Origin of the sequence: Micromonospora sp. NPDC003816 (genome assembly GCF_042874705.1) — a bacterium.
Lineage (GTDB): Bacteria > Actinomycetota > Actinomycetes > Mycobacteriales > Micromonosporaceae > Micromonospora.
The window spans coordinates 921927-937634 of the sequence record NZ_JBIANP010000001.1 but is presented as its reverse complement, the minus strand read 5'-3'; the positions used below and the strand labels follow the sequence as shown (position 1 = coordinate 937634).

Genomic DNA, 15708 nt, shown 5'->3' with positions numbered 1-15708 from the left:
TCATGGAGTGGTGGCTGCCGGATTGCACCGGTAGATGGCTTTCCTGCACGCCACGACTCCATGATCGACGGGACTGACGCCGAGCAACGGCGCGCGGGCGGCGCGGCCTGGTCCGTGCCGGTGGCGTGGGAGCGGCGGGACGGCACGTACGGTGCGGGGATGCGAGTCGTACCGGGATGGGCGCTGGTCTCCGCCGTGGCGGCACCGATCCTCCTGATCGGTGGGTGGACGCTGGGCGCGGCCCGCCAACCGGGCGGGTTCGACCAGGTCACCGGCACGATCAGCGCACTCGCCGCCGTCGGCGCCACCGACCGGTGGATCATGACGGTGGCGCTGGCCGGTCTCGGGCTCTGCCACTGTGTGACCGCCGCCGGGCTGCGTACCCTCGCACCCGCCGGGCGGGCCCTGCTCGCCCTCGGCGGGGTGGCGACGCTGGCGGTGGCGGTGTTCCCGCTACCGGCCGACGGTGGCGGGTCGGTGCCCCACACGCTCGCCGCCGCCGTGGCCTTCGGCGCGCTGGCACTCTGGCCGGCCGCAGCACGGGCGGCGGGACAACGGGCGCCGTGGGTGGCGCTGGCGGTCGGGCTGCTGCTGGCCGTGGCCTGGTTCGTGGCCGAGATGGCGGCCGACGGCGGGCGGGTCGGTCTGGCCGAGCGGGTGGCGGCCGGCGCGGAGGCGTTCGCACCCCTGCTGGTGGTCACCGCCCTGCGCCGCACGGGCCGGCCAGGTCGGACGGGCCGCACCACGCCGGACGGGTGACGGCGGGGTCGACGTCACGGCTCGTCGGCCGTGACGTCGAACCGGTCCGCCTACTCGCTCAGGCAGGAGAGCAGGGCCGCGGCGAGCAGATTGGCCCGCTCGTCGACCACGCCACCCATCTGGTTGACCACGTAGCCGAAACCGACCCGGTGCTGGTCGTCGCCGAAGGCGAGGTGTCCGCCCGCACCGTCGTGGCCGAAGCTGCGCTCGCCGAGCATCGGGCGCGGCGTCGAGTGAACGAGGAAGCCGGTCCCCCAGCGGTGTCCGACGTCGGGGAGTCCGTACACCTGTTGGCCGGCGACGCGGACGGTGACGGCGTCGTCGACGGACGCGGTGGTGAGCAGCGGTCCGCCGCCGACCTCGGAGACGCAGGCGGCGTAGAGGCGGGCCAGCGACTCGGCGGTGCTGATCCCGCCCGCACCGGGGATCTGGGCGGCCTGGATCGCCGGGTCGTTGAAGCTGACCAGGCCGGCGGCGTCGGCGGGGAAGGCGAACGCGCCGCCCATGGTGATCCCACGGTCGGCGACCGGGTCGCCGGCCGGGAAGGGCTCGCCGAGCGGTGCCAGCATCCAGGCGACCGCGTCGCGCTCGGCGGGCGGCAGGCCGACCCAGGTACGCAGACCGAGCGGCTCGGCGAGGGTCCGGGCGAGATAGGTGCCGGGCATCTCCCCGGTGATCCGGCGGATCACCTCGCCGATCAGCCAGCCGTAGGTGATCGGGTGATAGCTGTGGGCCGTACCCGGCTGCCACAGCGGGGTCTGTGCCTCGATCGCCTCGATCACCGGGTCCCAGGCGAGCACCTCCGCCCGGGTGAAGGCGCGGTCCAGCGTGGGCAGTCCGGACTGGTGGGTGAGCAGCCAGCGGACCGGGATCTCGGCCTTGCCGTGCCGACCGAACTCGGGCCAGTACCGGATGACCGGGGCGTCGAGGTCGAGCCGGCCCTGCTGGACCAGGAGGTAGGCGCAGATCGCCATGATCCCCTTGGTCACCGAGAAGACGACGGCCGGGGTGTCGGCGGTCCACGGCCGTCCGGAGCGCTGGTCGGCCAGCCCTCCGTACAGGTCCACGACCTTGGTGCCCCGCAGGTAGACGGCGACTGCGGCGCCGACCTCCCCACGGTGGACGAAGTTGTCCCGGAACACGTCGGCGACGGGCCCGAAGCCCTCGTCGGCGTGGCCGTGGATCGGGGTGTCGTTCAACCCGTCATCCCTTCACGGAGCCCTGCAGGAGCGCCTTGATGAACTGGCGCTGGAAGATCAGGAACACGATGAGCGTCGGAGTGAGGATGAGCAACGATCCGGCGCAGAGCAAGACCAGATCGGTTCCCCACTGTCCCTGGAACGCGCCGAGGGCACCGGCCATGGTCCGTTTGGTGGCGTCGTCGACCATGACGATGGCGAGCAGGAACTGGTTCCAGGTCCAGAGGAACAGCAGGATGGTCAGCGAGGCGATGGCCGGTCGGGCCAGCGGCACGTGCACCCGCCAGAACAGCTGCCAGGTGTTGCTGCCGTCGACGCGCGCGGCCTCGGACAGCTCACGCGGCACGTTGGTGAAGTGGGCGCGCATCCAGAAGACCGCGAACGGCATGTAGAGGCCGACCAGCGGCAGGATGATGGCCCACCGGGTGTTCAGCAGACCGAGGTCCCGCATCTGGTAGTACAGCGGGGTCACCACCGCCTCGAAGGGCAGCGTGAGACCGAGCAGCAGCAACCCGAAGGCGATGTGACCGCCGGCCACCCGCAGGTGCCCGAGGCCGAAGCCGGCCATGGTCGCGATGATCACGCCGAACGGCACCACCCCGGCCACGATCAGCATGCTGGACCCCAGCAGGGCGCCCATGTTCGCGGCGGTGAAGGCGTCGGCGAAGTTGCCCCACTGTGGATCGGAGGGCCAGGCCAGGCCGGTGGGTACGGTGCCGCGCGGTTGCAGGGCCGCCGAGAGCATGCTCAGGAACGGCAGCAGGGTGACGACGACCAGGGCGATCAGGAAGATCCGCCCGGTCAGCCGCTCGCTGCGGGTGGTCATGTTCATGGCTTCTCCCCCCGGGTCAGCCGCTGGATGGGCAGCACACAGATCAGCACCAGCAGCATCAGCACCACGCCCAGGGCCGAGGCGAGCCCGACCTGGCGCTGGGAGAAGGCCAGCCGGTAGATCTCCAGCCCCGGCACGGTGGTCTGGATGCCCGGGCCGCCGCTGGTCGAGATGTAGACGATGTCGAAGCTGGCCAGCGCCGCGATGATGGTCACGGTGAGGCAGACGCCGATCTCCTGGCGCAGGCTGGGCAGGGTCACCGCGAAGAACTCGCGGATCGGGCCGGCACCGTCCATCCGGGCCGCCTCGTACAGCGACGGGTCGATCTTGCTCATGCCGGTGACCAGCAGGATCGTGCAGAGTCCGAGCATGATCCAGGTGCCGATCACGCCCACCGACGGCAGCGCGGTGCTGAACTCGCCGAGCCAGGCCCGGGTGATGCCGTCCAGCCCGACGGCCCGCAGTGCCTGGTTGACCAGACCGTTGCTGGACAGCACCCAGCTCCACGCGATACCGGCCGCCACCAGCGGGATCACCTGCGGCAGGAAGAGCACGGTCCGGACCAGCGTGCCGCCGGGGCCGGTGGTGATGCGCCGGACCAGGCTGGCCACCACCAGGCCGAGGACGACCGGGATGAAACTGAAGAAGATGATCAGGACGAAGGCGTTACCGATGATCTTCAGCAGGTCGCGGTCGGTGAAGACGGTGACGTAGTTGTCCAGGCCGACCCAGGTGGCCGCCCCGATGCCGTTCCAGCGGTAGAGCGAGTACTGCACGGTCATCACGAGCGGACGCAGGACGAAGAAGCCGTACATGGCCAGGGCGGGCAGGACCCAGAGCCAGCCGCTCCACCGCACCACGCGGCCCCACCGCTTCCGGTGGGGCCGCGTGGCGGGACGGGGGTCCGCACCGCCGGGTCGGGCAGGGGTGCCCGACCCGGCGGGAACGCTGCCGAGGGCAGACGTCATCGGGAGAGTTCCTTCTCGTACTCGGCCTGGACCGCCTTGACGTAGCCCTCCGGGTTCTGCTGGCCGGCGATCAGCTTCTGCATCTCCGGGGTGATGGCGGCGGCGAAGATGCCACCGGTGGCGTTGGCGGTGAAGTCCACCGCGCCGTTGTCGGCGCCGAGCTGCTGGGACGCCTTCAGCGTCTCGGCCAGGACGGTGCCCTCGGTCACCGGCGGCAGCGCCAGCTCGGCCGGGCCACCCGGGTGCGAGCCGCCGACGTTCACCGAGATCTCACGGGCCTTGTCGTTGGTGTGCACCCAGTTCAGGAAGAAGGCCGCGGCGTCGGCGTTCTTGGCCCGGGCACCGACACCGAAGGTGTTCGGCGCGGACATCGCCACGTTCTTGGCCTCGGCGGTCTCACCGGGGAAGAGGAAGAACCCGACGTCGCCGGCCATGTTCTTGTCCAGGTTCGCCGACTCCCAGTCGCCGTTGAACATGAACAGGCCGTTGCCCTTCTGGAACTCGCCCATCATCGCGGTGTAGTCGATGGCGTTGGCGTCCTTCGGGAAGTAGCCGGCCTTGGCCCACTTCTCGATGGTCTGGGCGGCCTTCAGCGACGCGGGGGTGTCGAAGGTGGCACCCGGCTTCTGGAAGATCCAGTCCGCGATCGGGCCCGGGTCGCCGAACTGGTTCTGCAACGCCTGGTACGGGAAGTTGATGCCGGCGGTGTTCTTGTTGAACTGCATGATCGGCTGGAGGTCGGCGGACTTGGCCTTGGCCAACAGGTCCTCGAACTCGGCGATGGTGGCCGGCGGCTGGGTCATGCCCACCTGCTCGGCCTGCTTCTTGTTGTAGAACACGCCGGTCACGCTGTAGCCGAGCCCCATGCCGTACAGCGAGCCGGTGCCGCGCTCCGCGCCGCCGTCGGTGAGCCGGAGCTGGACGAGCTGGGAGGCGGGGAACTTGTCCCAGCCGTGCGCGTCGAAGTACGGGTCGAGGTTCTTCAGCAGGCCGTCCTTCACCAGGTCGACCATGGTGGGCAGCCGGATGATGTCGGGCGCGTTGTCCGAGGCGAGCACCCGGGGCGCGTTCTCCACGATGACCGTGAACTGGTCCTCGCGGATGTTGAACGTGACGTTGGGGTGCTGCTTGGTGAACTCGTCGGCGAGCGCCTTGGCCAGCGGGAAGCCGGTCTCCGCGTACATCTCCAGGGTGATCGGGTCGGTCCCGAGCTCGGTACTGACCGGGGCGCCGGAGTCCTCCGGCGCGGTCTGTTCCGAACCGGGTGCGCTACAGGCGGTGGCCGTCAGACCGACGGCGAGTAGTGGCACCATCAGTGCCAGCCGGCGACGGGTGAATCTGGTGGACAACTCCCGCACGTCAATGGCTCCCTTGACTCATCCGCACGTCCCCACCGGTCGTCGACCGGGGGTACGCTCGCCACCACGGTCGGTGAACGCCACGCCTGCGCGTCGCGCACCCGACCTCGGCTCGCGGTATCCGATATGACCTCGGAGGTCGCTGCGACAGCGGCCCCCGCAGTGGCGAAACAACGTCGCTAAACTGATTTAGCAGAGCATGCGCGCGGCACCCCGGCCTGTCAAGGACGAGTTGGCAACGGTCCGGAAACAAGGGGTTCACCAGGGGGCTTCGCCGACACCCGGCCGGTCACCGGTGAGCCGGAACGCGACTCGACCCATCATGATGGGCAACGGCGGCGTCGTACGGACGACCGCGAACGGAGGACTGATGGGCCGCAACAGGGCAACACTGGCCGATGTCGCGCGACGGGCTGGGCTGTCCAAGACCGCAGCCTCGATGGTGCTCAACGGGCGCGAGGGCACCCGACTCTCCGCCGAGGCGCACCAGCGTGTCTTCGCGGCGGCGGAGGAACTCGGCTACCGGCCGAACGTGGCAGCCCGCAGTCTGCGTACCCGTAAGACGGCGACCATCGCCTTCGTCTCGGACATCGTCGCCACCACCCGCTTCGCCGGCGGCCTGATCCGGGGCGCGCTGGACGCCGCCCGCGAGCGCGACCACGTCCTGCTGATCACCGAAACCCAGGGTGACGCGTCGTTCGAGCAGTACGCCATCGAGGCGATCCTCGACCGCCAGGTCGACGGCGTGATCTACGCGGCGATGGCCACCCGCCGGCTGACCGTGCCGAAGGCCATCCTCAACGGCCCGGTGGTGCTGCTCAACGCCACCAGCTCGGAGGAGCTGCCGAGCGTGCTGCCCGACGACGAGTTGGCCGGCGCCACGATCGCCGAGGCCCTGCTCGCCCGGGGCCACCGGGACCGGATCGCCCTGATCGGCCGCAACCGACCCAAGGAACGCGACCCGGAGATCTCCCTCGCCGCCGAGGCGCGGCTGCGCGGCATCCGGAGCACGCTCGCCGCCGACGGTGTCGCGCTGTTCGCCGAGGGCTTCTGCACCGAGTGGCTGCCCGAGCACGGCTACACCGCGACGCAGGCCCTGCTCGCCCGCCCGGACCGGCCGAGCGCGATCATCTGCATGAACGACCGGCTGGCCTTCGGCGCGTACCAGGCGCTCGGGGAGGCCGGCCTGACCATCCCCGACGACATCTCGGTGATCTCCTTCGACGACGATCCGATCGCCTCCTGGCTGCGCCCGGGGCTGTCCACGGCCGCCATCCCGCACGAGCAGATGGGTCGCCGGGCGGTGGAGCTGCTGCTCGACAAGGACGACTCCGGCCCGGCCCTGGTGCCGATGCCGCTGCGCCGTCGGCGTTCGGTCGCGACTCCGGCCGGGCGGACCCCGATGCCGCGAACGGAGAGCGACTCCGCCCCGAGGTCGCGGGCTAAACCGATTTAGTGATACCTTCCCCGCCATGCTTCGTCTGCCCGACCACTGGGTGTGGGACAGCTGGTACGCCCAGGACGACGACGGCCGGTGGCACGCGTTCTTCCTGCGCGCCTCCCGGGCCCTCCTCGACCCGGACCGTCGCCACCGCCGCGCCACGATCGGCCACGCCGTCTCCACCGACCTGCGTGACTGGCGGCTGCTCCCGGACGCGCTGGTCCCCGCCGACTCACCGGGCTGGGACGATCTGGCCACCTGGACCGGCAGCACCGTACGCGGGCCGGACGGGCGGTGGTATCTCTTCTACACCGGTGTCGGCCGCGCCGAGGACGGCCTGGTCCAACGCATCGGGCTGGCCGTCTCCGACGACCTGGTGACCTGGCACCGGCACGGCGACACCCCGCTGCTCGAGGCCGACCCGACCTGGTACGAGCTGCTCGACCTGGACGCGTGGTACGAGCAGGCCTGGCGTGACCCGTGGGTCTTCGCCGACCCGGACGGCGACGGCTGGCACATGCTGATCACCGCCCGCAGCAACCAGGGCCCGGCCGCCGAACGCGGCGTCATCGGTCACGCCACCTCGCCCGACCTGCTGAACTGGACCGTCCGACCGCCGCTGTCGCCACCGGCCGGATTCGGCCACCTCGAAGTGCCGCAGGTCGCCGTGGTGGAGGGGCAGCCGCTGCTGCTGTTCTGCACCAACCCGGCCACCGCACCCGGCGACTCCCGGGAACGGCTCTGGATGGCCACCGCCCCGACCGTACGCGGACCATGGGACATCGCCGCCGCCCGACCGATCGCCCAGCCGCACCTGTACGCGCCCCGGCTGTTGTCGACCGACGACGGCTGGGTACTGCTGGGCTTCGTCGAGCACGGTGACGGGACGTTCGTCGGCGAGATCAGCGACCCGGTGCCGGTGCGCTACGAACCCGAGGCCGGCCTGGTGGCACGCGAACCGCTGCCGGCCACCGGTGGTGCCTGAGGTGACGGCCCCGGGCGACCCGGAGCCGTCGTCCGCCGCCCCGGCGGTGACCGTGGTCGGTGAGGCTGTCGTCGATCTGGTGCAGGAGCCGGACGGCCGGTTCGTCGCCCATCCCGGTGGCAGCCCGCTCAACGTGGCCGTGGGCCTGGCCCGGCTGGGCGTACCCACCGCGTTGCTCGCCCGCTTCTCCACCAACCGCTTCGGTCGGCGGCTGCGCGCACACGCCGAGACCAACGGCGTCGACCTGCGGCACGCCGTCGACGCCGACGAGCCGGCCACCCTGGGGATCGCCACGCTGACCGGGACCGGTGTGGCCACGTACGACTTCTACGTCGACGGCACCGCCGACTGGCAGTGGCGCGCCGAGGAACTGGCCCCGGCGGTCGCCGGACGGGGCATCGTGCACACCGGCTCGCTGGCCGCGTTCCTGCACCCGGGCGCCGACCGGTTGGCCGCCGCCCTGCGGACGGCGCGCGAGCGCGGCGCGCTCGTCAGCGTCGACCCGAACATCCGGCCCGGCCTGATCGGCGGTGTCGACGCGGCCCGGAGCCGCGTCGACGCGCTGGCCCGGATCGCGCACGTGCTCAAGGCCAGCGAGGAGGACGTCGCCTGGCTCTATCCGGGCCGGACGAACGAGGACGTCCTGCGGCACTGGCGCGACCTCGGCGTGACGCTCGCCGTGATCACCCTCGGCGTCGGGGGCGCGGCTGCCGCCTCCGGCACGGGCGGATTCCGGCAGCCGGCGCCGGTCGTCGCGGTGGCCGACACCATCGGCGCCGGTGACGCCTTCACCGCCGGGCTGCTCGCCGCCCTCTCCACCGCCGGGCCCGGGTGGTCCGACGACGACGTCCGGGCCGCGCTGCGGTACGGCGTCGAGGTGGCCGCCGTGACCTGCACCCGGGCCGGTGCCGATCCGCCGTACCGGCACGAGCTGGCGAGTCGCTTCCCGACGGGGTCCTGAGCCCGGCGGGCGGTGCCTCAGCGCGGCAGGTCGGTGTGCATCCGGCGCCACTGTCCCGGGGTGAGCCCGTACGCCGCGCGGAAGCGCCGGGCGAAGTGGGTGGGGTCGCCGAACCCCCAGCGGCGGGCCACCACCGCGATGGTCAGGTTCCGGCTCTGCGGCCGGAGCAGCTCCTCGGCGGCGCCCTTCAACCGCTCCCCGATGATCCACTGTTCCAGGCTGAAGTCGGCCTGGGCGCAGACCTTGTACAGGTGGCGCAGGGAGACGTTGTGTGCCATCGCGATGGTGGACGGCCGCAGGTCGGGGTCGGCCAGGTGCTGCCGGACGTACGCCCGGACGAGGGTCAGCAGCGTCCCGGCCCGGTCCACGTGAACGTGCCGCGCGGTGGCGTACGCCGCCGAGGTGAGCAGCGCCCGGGCCAGCTCGACACTGGCCGCGCCCAGCACCGGTGCCGCCGGGTCGGCGCCGAGTCGGTCCGCTCGCCCCACCACGTCGACGACGTGCCGGGCGACCAGCGGATAGAGCGGGCTGGCCGGCAGGTTGCCCAGGGCCCGCCGGATCACGTCCACCGGTAACGCGAGCCGGTCGATGGGGATCTGGAGACATCCGGCCGCACCGTCGCCGGACCAGGAGAAGTCGTACGGGGCGGAGAGGTCCATCCCCATCAGCCCGCCCGGTGCGACCAGCGCGTGACGTCCGCCCTGCTCCTGCCGACCGTCGGCGCGCCGCTGCACGGAGAGCGCCACCACCGGCGTCACGTCCTGCCGCGTCTGCCGGGGAGTGCGCAGCAGCCGGATGCCGGACGCCTCGGTGGTGAAGACCGAGACGTCACCGAGGTCCCAGACCGCCATCCGGGCGTACACGTCGCCGCTCGGATTCTCGTGGATCACGTGGCACGGCGCGGAGGCGTACGCCATCGTGGCGTGCACCGCCTCGACCCGGTCGCGGACCGGTAGCTGCGCGGTGTCCAGGACGACGGCCATCAGCTCACCTCGTCGGCTCGACCGGGCCGGCTGCCGCGACGGCGCGGTGGGCGGGCGACGGTGCCCGTGCGGGCCCCGGCGCCGGCACACCGGGTGGTCCCAGGATCCCATGCCCGCGTTACGAAGGAGAGAATCCCCGACGCCCTCGGACGGCGCGGGGGCGGGGTCCGGCGCCGATGGTCAGGCCGCGACCGGCCCGGCCCAGCCGTCGTTGCCGGGCACCAGACCGGTGTAGCGGCCCCGGTGGTAGAGCAGCGGCGATCCGGCGGCCGGGCTGTGCACCAGTTCCGGTTCGGCCAGCACGATGGCGTGGCTGCCGACCGTCACCCGGTCGATCACCCGGCACAGCAGCCAGGCGAGGGTGTCGTCGAGGATCGGTACGCCCTCGGGGCCGGCCTGCCACCGGGTCGGCGCGGCGAACCGGTCGATGCCGCTGGTGGCGAACGTGCGGGCGAGGTCCTGCTGGTGGTGGGCGAGCAGGTGGACGCCGACGTGCCGGGCGGCGGCGACCGTGGGCCAACTGGACGAGCCGAGGTGGAGGCAGAACGACACGACCGGCGGCGACAACGACACCGACGTGAAGGAGGTGGCGGTGAACCCGACCGCCGGTGTCCCCGGGGCGGTCACCACCGTGACCGTGCTGGCCTGGTGCCGCAGCAGGGTCCGGATCTCGTCGGTCTCGGCGTCGAGGGGCGGCTGGTCGTCGGTGGGGGGTGTCACGAGTTCCTCCCGGGGGTGCTGTGCTGCGGTGGGGGCACGCCGTCCGCCCGCCGCTCGTACGGGATCTGCTCGCCGGCCTCGACGGCGACCGGCAGCCGGTTCTCCGCCGGCGGCAGGGGGCAGGTGGCGAAGTCGGTGTACGCGCAGGGCAGGTTGGTGGCGCGGTTGAAGTCCACGGTGACCCGGCCCTGCTCGTCGGGCGGGTCGACGCTCAGGGCCCGGTTGGCGGCGTACGTGGTCACGCCGGAGGTCTCGTCGGTGAACAGCACCGACAGGCTTCCCGGGGACCAGCCGTTGAAGGCGGTCAGACGCAGCGGCACACCGTCCACGGTGAACTCGATCGTGCCGGGGGCGTCGTAGACGTGCTGGAGTCCTTCGACGGCGGCACCGACGGTGGTCGGCCGGGGGCTGTCGAAGGGGACGAACCGTCCGGACAGGACCCAGCGGGTCGTCGGCGGGTACGTCGGTGTGCCCCGGAAGGCGGTCCGCAGTGGGTGGTCGGGGCGGCGTGGACGCAGGATGTCGTACCCACCCCGACGGGCGATCTCCAGCACGCCGCCGTCGAATCCGACGGTGACGCCGCCGCGCTCCGGGATCGGGCCGAACTCGTGGCGACCGGTCACCGGCTCTCCGTCGACGAGGAGTTCCTCACCGTCGGAGAGGTCGACCACCACGCCGTCCGCACCGGTGTGCCACCGTCCGGGCAGGTCGGCGACGCGCTCGGGGCGGTCGGTGAGCCAGTGCAGCCCGGTCACGGCGAGGAAGCCGTGCGGGGCGGCCAGGGTCTCCTCGTGGCGGCGGTGCCACTCCCGCCATTCGAGGGTGAAGGCGTCGACCTGCGCCTCGGAGGCCTCGGGCACGTCTGGGGTCGCCGCCGGAAGCGGGTGGGGCCGGGTCATGTCGGGTTCCCTCCGTCGGGGATGGATTCGGCCGGCGTCGGCCCGACCGCCTCGGGCGACCGGGTACGCGGGAGGTGCCGGGTCGCCGGGCGCGGCTGCCCGATCGGCGCCAGGACGGTAGCGCGGGGTGTCCACACCGTCACCCTGCCAGTGACCGCGTTCACAGGCCACTCCCCTCACGTCGATCCTCCGTCGGCAACCACCCGAGACCCGGCGGAGGCCCAGGTGGACGGCGTCCCACCCGGGCGCGACGCCTGCCTTCGGGAGCCACCCTCCCGGCCCGCCCGAGATATACCCTACTCATCCGGTTGGTTATATGGGTATTGTGAGCCGACCCACCGGACGAGGCAAGGAGGTGGCATGTCGACGAGCGCCGCGCGACTCGCGCCGGGGCTGCACACGGCACCCGCACCCGTCTCGATGCGCCAGGTGGGGCGTGCCTTCACCGGCCGTCGCGGCACGCACCGGGTGCTGGACGACGTCACCCTGCGGATCGAGGCCGGTGAGGTGGTCGCGCTGCTCGGCGCCTCCGGGTGCGGCAAGTCGACACTGCTGCGCCTCGTCGGCGGACTGGACCGGCCGAGTGACGGGGAGATCACCGTGGACGGTCGAGCGGTGCGCGGGGTGGCGGCCCGCACCGCGATGGTCTTCCAGGACCCGCGCCTGCTGCCGTGGCGGACGCTGGCCGGCAACGTGGCCTTCGGTCTCGCACCCGGCCACGACCGGACGACCGCCCGCGCCGACGTCCGGGCCTGGCTGGAACTGGTGGGGCTGGGCGACTTCACCGAACACCGCCCCCGGCAGGTCTCCGGCGGGATGGCCCAGCGCACCGCGCTCGCCCGGGCACTCGCCCGGCGACCCGGCGTCCTGCTGCTCGACGAGCCGTTCGCCGCCCTCGACGCGCTCACCCGGTTGCGCATGCAGGACCTGGTCGGCCAGGTGCAACGCGCCGCCGGCAGCACGGTGCTGCTGGTCACCCACGACGTCGACGAGGCGCTGCGGCTGGCCGACCGGATCGTCGTGCTCGGCCCCGCCGGTCCGGCCGGACAGGGATCGACCGTCCAGCACGTCACCGCCGTACCCGGGGTGCGGCCCCGCGACCTCGGCTCGCCGGCCTCGGCCGCCCTGCGCACCGACCTACTCGACCGTCTCGGCGTCGCCCCCGAAGGAAGCAGGAGTTCATGAGGAAGACAGTCGCCGTCGTGCTGGCCGCCGCCCTGCTGCTCACCGGCTGTGTCGCCGGGGAGGACAGCGGCGGCTCGGCGGCCGACGGCACGACCCGGTTGCGTCTGGACTACGCGTACTGGAACCCGGCGAGCCTGGTGCTGCGCGAGCAGCGCTGGTTGGAGGAGGAGTTGGCCGACGAGGGCGTGTCGGTGAGCTGGTTGCAGTCCGCCGGCAGCAACAAGGCCAACGAGAACCTGCGCGCCGGCGCGCTCGACGTCGGCTCGACCGCCGGTGTCGCCGCCCTGGTGGCCCGGGCCAACGGTTCGCCGATCAAGACCGTCGGCGTGTTCAGCCAGCCCGAATGGGCCGCGGTCGTGGTCGCCAAGGGTTCCCCGATCACCTCGGTCGCACAGCTCAAGGGGCGCAGGGTCGCCGCGACGAAGGGCACCGACCCGTACTTCTTCCTGTTGCAGGCGCTCGACGAGGCCGGGCTGACGCCGGGCGACGTCACCGTGGTCAACCTCCAGCACGCCGACGGCAAGACCGCGCTGGAGCGCGGCGACGTGGACGCCTGGGCCGGCCTCGACCCGCACATGGCGCAGACCCAGGTCGACGCCGGTTCCACCCTGCTCTACCGCAACGTCGCCTTCAACACCTACGGCGTGCTCAACGCCCGCGAGGAGTTCGTCTCCACCCACCCCGATCTGGTGCAGCGGGTGGTGAACGCCTACGAGCGGGCTCGCCAGTGGATCGTCGCGCACCCGGACCAGGCGGTGGAGCTGCTGGCCCGCGAGTCGCAGGTCTCCCCCGCCGTCGCCCGGGTGGTGCTCGCCGAACGGACCCGGTTCGACGTCGACCCGGTGCCGGGGGCGGCGCAACGGCAGGTCTTCGAACGGGTGCTGCCCATCCTGGTCGCCGACGGCAACGTCCGCACCGACGCCGAGGCCCGCGCGGCACTGGACAGCATCTTCGAGCCCCGCTTCGCCCAGGCGCGGGCGCAGCCGTGAGCGCGGGCAGTCCGGTGGCGGTGCAGCCGCCACCGGCCCGCCCCGCCGAGCCGCCGGCTCCGGCCACCGCCGGTCCCGGCCAGAGCTGGACCGCCCGGGTGGGGTACGCCGCCGCCGGCCTGCTGCTCCCGGTGGCGCTGCTCGTCGGCTGGCACCTGCTGGCCACCTCCGGCGGCTACTCGCGGGCGCAACTGCCGCCGCCGTACGACGTGCTGCTGGCACTGCGGGAACTCCTCGTCCGGGGTGAGCTGTGGCAGCACCTGGCGATCAGCGTGCAGCGGGTCCTGCTCGGGTTCACCGCCGGATCCGTCGCCGGACTGGTGCTGGGCGCCCTGGTGGGGCTCTCCCGGGCGGCCCGCTCGCTGGTCGGCCCGACCATCCAGGCGGTCCGGGCCATCCCGTCACTGGCCTGGGTGCCGCTGCTGCTGCTCTGGTTCGGCATCGGTGAGACCCCGAAGATCACCCTGGTCGCGATCGGGGCGTTCTTCCCGGTCTTCACCACCGTGGCCGCCGCGCTCCGGCACGTCGACCCGCACCTGGTCGAGGTTGGCCGGGCGTACGGCCGCTCCGGCGTACGGCTGCTCGGCACGGTGCTGCTGCCCGCCGCCACGCCGCCGGTGCTGGCCGGGCTGCGCCTGGCCATGGCGCAGTCCTGGCTCTTCCTGGTCGCGGCCGAGCTGATCGCTTCCTCGATGGGGCTGGGCTTCCTGCTCATCGACAGCCAGAACACCGGCCGCACCGACGTGATCCTGCTCGCCATCGTGTTGCTGGCGGTGCTGGGCAAGCTCGCCGACACCCTGCTCGGGCTCGTGGAACGACGCTTCCTCGCGGCCTGGACGTGACCGGGTGACCCACCGGCCCGCCGACGACGCGCCGCTCCGGTCAGAGCTGGCCGTGACGCGGCGGCGGGGTGCCGTCGAGCAGCCAGCGACCGACGTGCTGGACCTTCCACCGGGCCGGATCGTGCAGCGTGTGGGTGCGCGCGTCGCGCCAGTACCGGGACAGGTTCAGCGCGTCGGCGGCGGAGCGGGTGCCACCGAGATCGAACAGGGCCGAGGAGACCTCCACCGAGGCGCGGGCACCGGCCACCTTCGCCACGGCGGTCGCCACCGAGGCGCGCGCCGTACTGTCGTCGGTCAGGTCCGCCTCGGCCGCGTCGATCGCGGTCGCCGCCTCCCGCAGCAGCGCCTCCGCGCCGCGTACCAGGATCTCCAGCTCGCCGGCCTGCTGGATGAGAAGCGGCTCGTCGGCGGCCCGGTCGACACCGGACTCGAACCACGGCCGGGCCCGGGCCACCTGCGCCACCGCGGCGTCCAGCGCGCCCCGGGCGATCCCGGTGTCCAGCGCGGCGTGCAGCACCTGGGCGCGCGCGCCGTAGGTGGTCGCCGCACCGAAGATCGGCGTGTACGGCACCACCTGCGTCTCGTCCACCGCCACCTGCGCCAGCAGCACCGTCCCGCTGGCGGTGGTGCGCTGCCCCATGCCGTCCCAGTCGTCGCGCACGGTCACCCCCGGAGTGTCCCGGGGCAGGTAGGCCAGCATCTTCAACGGTGGGCCGCCGGACGCACCCGGGCCGCCGGACGCAGCGGGACCGTCGGGCTCGGCCGGGTCGGCCAGTACGGCACGGACCACGATCCAGTCGGCGAACAGCGCACCGGTGCAGTAGAACTTCTCGCCGTCCAGCACGTACCCGCCGTCTGGCCGACGACGCAGTGTGGTGGCATCGTCGGCGACGGTCCGCCCGCCGCGCTCGGACTGGGCGTTGGCGAACCGCTGCCCGGCCAGCGCGGCGGCGAAGTATCGCCGTTGCTGCTCCTCGGTGCCCTGCAGGCGCAGCGCCTGGAGGAAGACGACGTGACTGTGCGGGATCTGGGCGAGGCTGGCATCGGCCGCCGCCAGCGTCCGGAACACCTCGGTCAGCGCGGCGACCGAGACCTCGGCACCACCGAACTCGGCAGGCACCGTGATGCCCAACAGACCGGAGGCGGAGAGCTCGGCCACCTCGGCCTCGGGCAGTCGACGCTCCCGGTCTCGGACTGCGGCCTCGTCGGCGAGGACGGCCGCCAGTTTCCGGGCCACCTCGACGGCCTCCTCGTCCGTCCGGATCACACGCGTCATCCCGTCGACCACCTTCCCACCGAAGACCGCGAATCCTATCGGTTGAATAGGGTTAGTCTCGCTCTCACCGGTGCCCGACGTCAATCTCGCCGTCCGACCGGACCACGCCGCCGTTCCGGGACACCGCCGGCCCGGACAGCACTCGATCCCGGATCGAGTGGCCACGTGGTCGCGGGAAGGCCACTCGATCCGGGATCGAGCATGATCTTGCGCGGTGCGCGGTGCGCGGTGCGCGGTGCGCGGTGCGCGGTGCGCGGTGCGCGGTGCGCGGTGCGCGGTGCGCGGTGCGCGGTGCGCGGTGCGCGGTGCGC

The 15708-nt window shown here is 72.6% G+C and carries 15 protein-coding genes; 7 read left to right on the top strand and 8 right to left on the bottom strand.

Features of this window, described 5'->3' with window-relative positions; genetic code table 11:
• Positions 1-60 precede the first annotated feature (60 nt).
• Positions 61-759, top strand: coding sequence for a DUF998 domain-containing protein (locus tag ACFYTT_RS03965; RefSeq protein WP_387257610.1), 699 nt, complete (start codon positions 61-63; stop codon positions 757-759).
• Positions 760-809: 50 nt separating this feature from the next.
• Here ACFYTT_RS03965 and ACFYTT_RS03960 read toward each other — a convergent pair whose 3' ends face one another.
• From ACFYTT_RS03960 to ACFYTT_RS03945, 4 genes are all read right to left on the bottom strand, one after another.
• The gene (locus ACFYTT_RS03960) at positions 810-1958 is read right to left on the bottom strand and encodes a serine hydrolase domain-containing protein (RefSeq protein ID WP_387257608.1); all 1149 of its coding nucleotides are present in this window, start codon (positions 1956-1958) and stop codon (positions 810-812) included.
• A gap of 4 nt (positions 1959-1962) precedes the next feature.
• Positions 1963-2790, bottom strand: a complete 828-nt coding sequence (locus tag ACFYTT_RS03955; protein ID WP_176093830.1) for a carbohydrate ABC transporter permease — start codon at positions 2788-2790, stop codon at positions 1963-1965.
• Positions 2787-3650, bottom strand: coding sequence for a sugar ABC transporter permease (locus ACFYTT_RS03950; protein ID WP_357214327.1), 864 nt, complete (start codon positions 3648-3650; stop codon positions 2787-2789). Before ACFYTT_RS03950 ends, ACFYTT_RS03955 begins: the two co-directional genes overlap by 4 nt.
• A gap of 104 nt (positions 3651-3754) precedes the next feature.
• Positions 3755-5116, bottom strand: a complete 1362-nt coding sequence (locus ACFYTT_RS03945) for an extracellular solute-binding protein (RefSeq protein ID WP_357214324.1) — start codon at positions 5114-5116, stop codon at positions 3755-3757.
• 370 nt (positions 5117-5486) lie between these two features.
• Here ACFYTT_RS03945 and ACFYTT_RS03940 point away from each other — a divergent pair, with 370 nt between their 5' ends.
• Genes ACFYTT_RS03940 through ACFYTT_RS03930 form a run of 3 tightly spaced genes read left to right on the top strand, consistent with a single transcriptional unit; the run spans position 5487 to position 8503 of the window.
• Positions 5487-6572 carry a LacI family DNA-binding transcriptional regulator gene (locus ACFYTT_RS03940; protein WP_176093827.1) on the top strand — a complete coding sequence of 362 codons (1086 nt, stop codon included), beginning with the start codon at positions 5487-5489 and terminating at the stop codon, positions 6570-6572.
• A gap of 16 nt (positions 6573-6588) precedes the next feature.
• Positions 6589-7542, top strand: coding sequence for a glycoside hydrolase family 68 protein (locus ACFYTT_RS03935; RefSeq protein WP_176093826.1), 954 nt, complete (start codon positions 6589-6591; stop codon positions 7540-7542).
• Between the two features lies 1 nt (position 7543).
• Positions 7544-8503, top strand: coding sequence for a carbohydrate kinase (locus ACFYTT_RS03930; RefSeq protein WP_236145779.1), 960 nt, complete (start codon positions 7544-7546; stop codon positions 8501-8503).
• Between the two features lie 17 nt (positions 8504-8520).
• Here ACFYTT_RS03930 and ACFYTT_RS03925 read toward each other — a convergent pair whose 3' ends face one another.
• The 3 genes from ACFYTT_RS03925 to ACFYTT_RS03915 form a co-directional block, all read right to left on the bottom strand.
• Positions 8521-9486 carry a helix-turn-helix domain-containing protein gene (locus ACFYTT_RS03925; RefSeq protein ID WP_387257605.1) on the bottom strand — a complete coding sequence of 322 codons (966 nt, stop codon included), beginning with the start codon at positions 9484-9486 and terminating at the stop codon, positions 8521-8523.
• A gap of 180 nt (positions 9487-9666) precedes the next feature.
• Positions 9667-10206 (bottom strand): flavin reductase family protein, encoded by a 540-nt coding sequence (locus ACFYTT_RS03920; protein WP_176093824.1) that lies wholly within the window; start codon positions 10204-10206, stop codon positions 9667-9669.
• Complete coding sequence (locus tag ACFYTT_RS03915) at positions 10203-11105, bottom strand: DUF1684 domain-containing protein (RefSeq protein ID WP_387257604.1); 903 nt, start codon at positions 11103-11105, stop codon at positions 10203-10205. The genes ACFYTT_RS03920 and ACFYTT_RS03915 overlap by 4 nt, the downstream gene beginning before the upstream one ends.
• 360 nt (positions 11106-11465) lie before the next feature.
• On the opposite strand from ACFYTT_RS03915, the gene ACFYTT_RS03910 reads away from it, so the two are divergent.
• The 3 genes from ACFYTT_RS03910 to ACFYTT_RS03900 are packed head-to-tail and all read left to right on the top strand — an operon-like array spanning position 11466 to position 14121.
• The gene (locus ACFYTT_RS03910; protein ID WP_387257602.1) at positions 11466-12290 is read left to right on the top strand and encodes an ABC transporter ATP-binding protein; all 825 of its coding nucleotides are present in this window, start codon (positions 11466-11468) and stop codon (positions 12288-12290) included.
• Positions 12287-13279, top strand: a complete 993-nt coding sequence (locus tag ACFYTT_RS03905) for an aliphatic sulfonate ABC transporter substrate-binding protein (protein ID WP_387257601.1) — start codon at positions 12287-12289, stop codon at positions 13277-13279. The genes ACFYTT_RS03910 and ACFYTT_RS03905 overlap by 4 nt, the downstream gene beginning before the upstream one ends.
• Positions 13276-14121, top strand: a complete 846-nt coding sequence (locus ACFYTT_RS03900; RefSeq protein ID WP_357214310.1) for an ABC transporter permease — start codon at positions 13276-13278, stop codon at positions 14119-14121. Before ACFYTT_RS03905 ends, ACFYTT_RS03900 begins: the two co-directional genes overlap by 4 nt.
• Before the next feature lie 40 nt (positions 14122-14161).
• On the opposite strand, the gene ACFYTT_RS03895 is transcribed toward ACFYTT_RS03900, so the two are convergent.
• On the bottom strand, positions 14162-15397 hold the full coding sequence (locus tag ACFYTT_RS03895) for an SfnB family sulfur acquisition oxidoreductase (RefSeq protein ID WP_387257599.1): 1236 nt from the start codon (positions 15395-15397) through the stop codon (positions 14162-14164).
• Positions 15398-15708 lie beyond the last annotated feature (311 nt).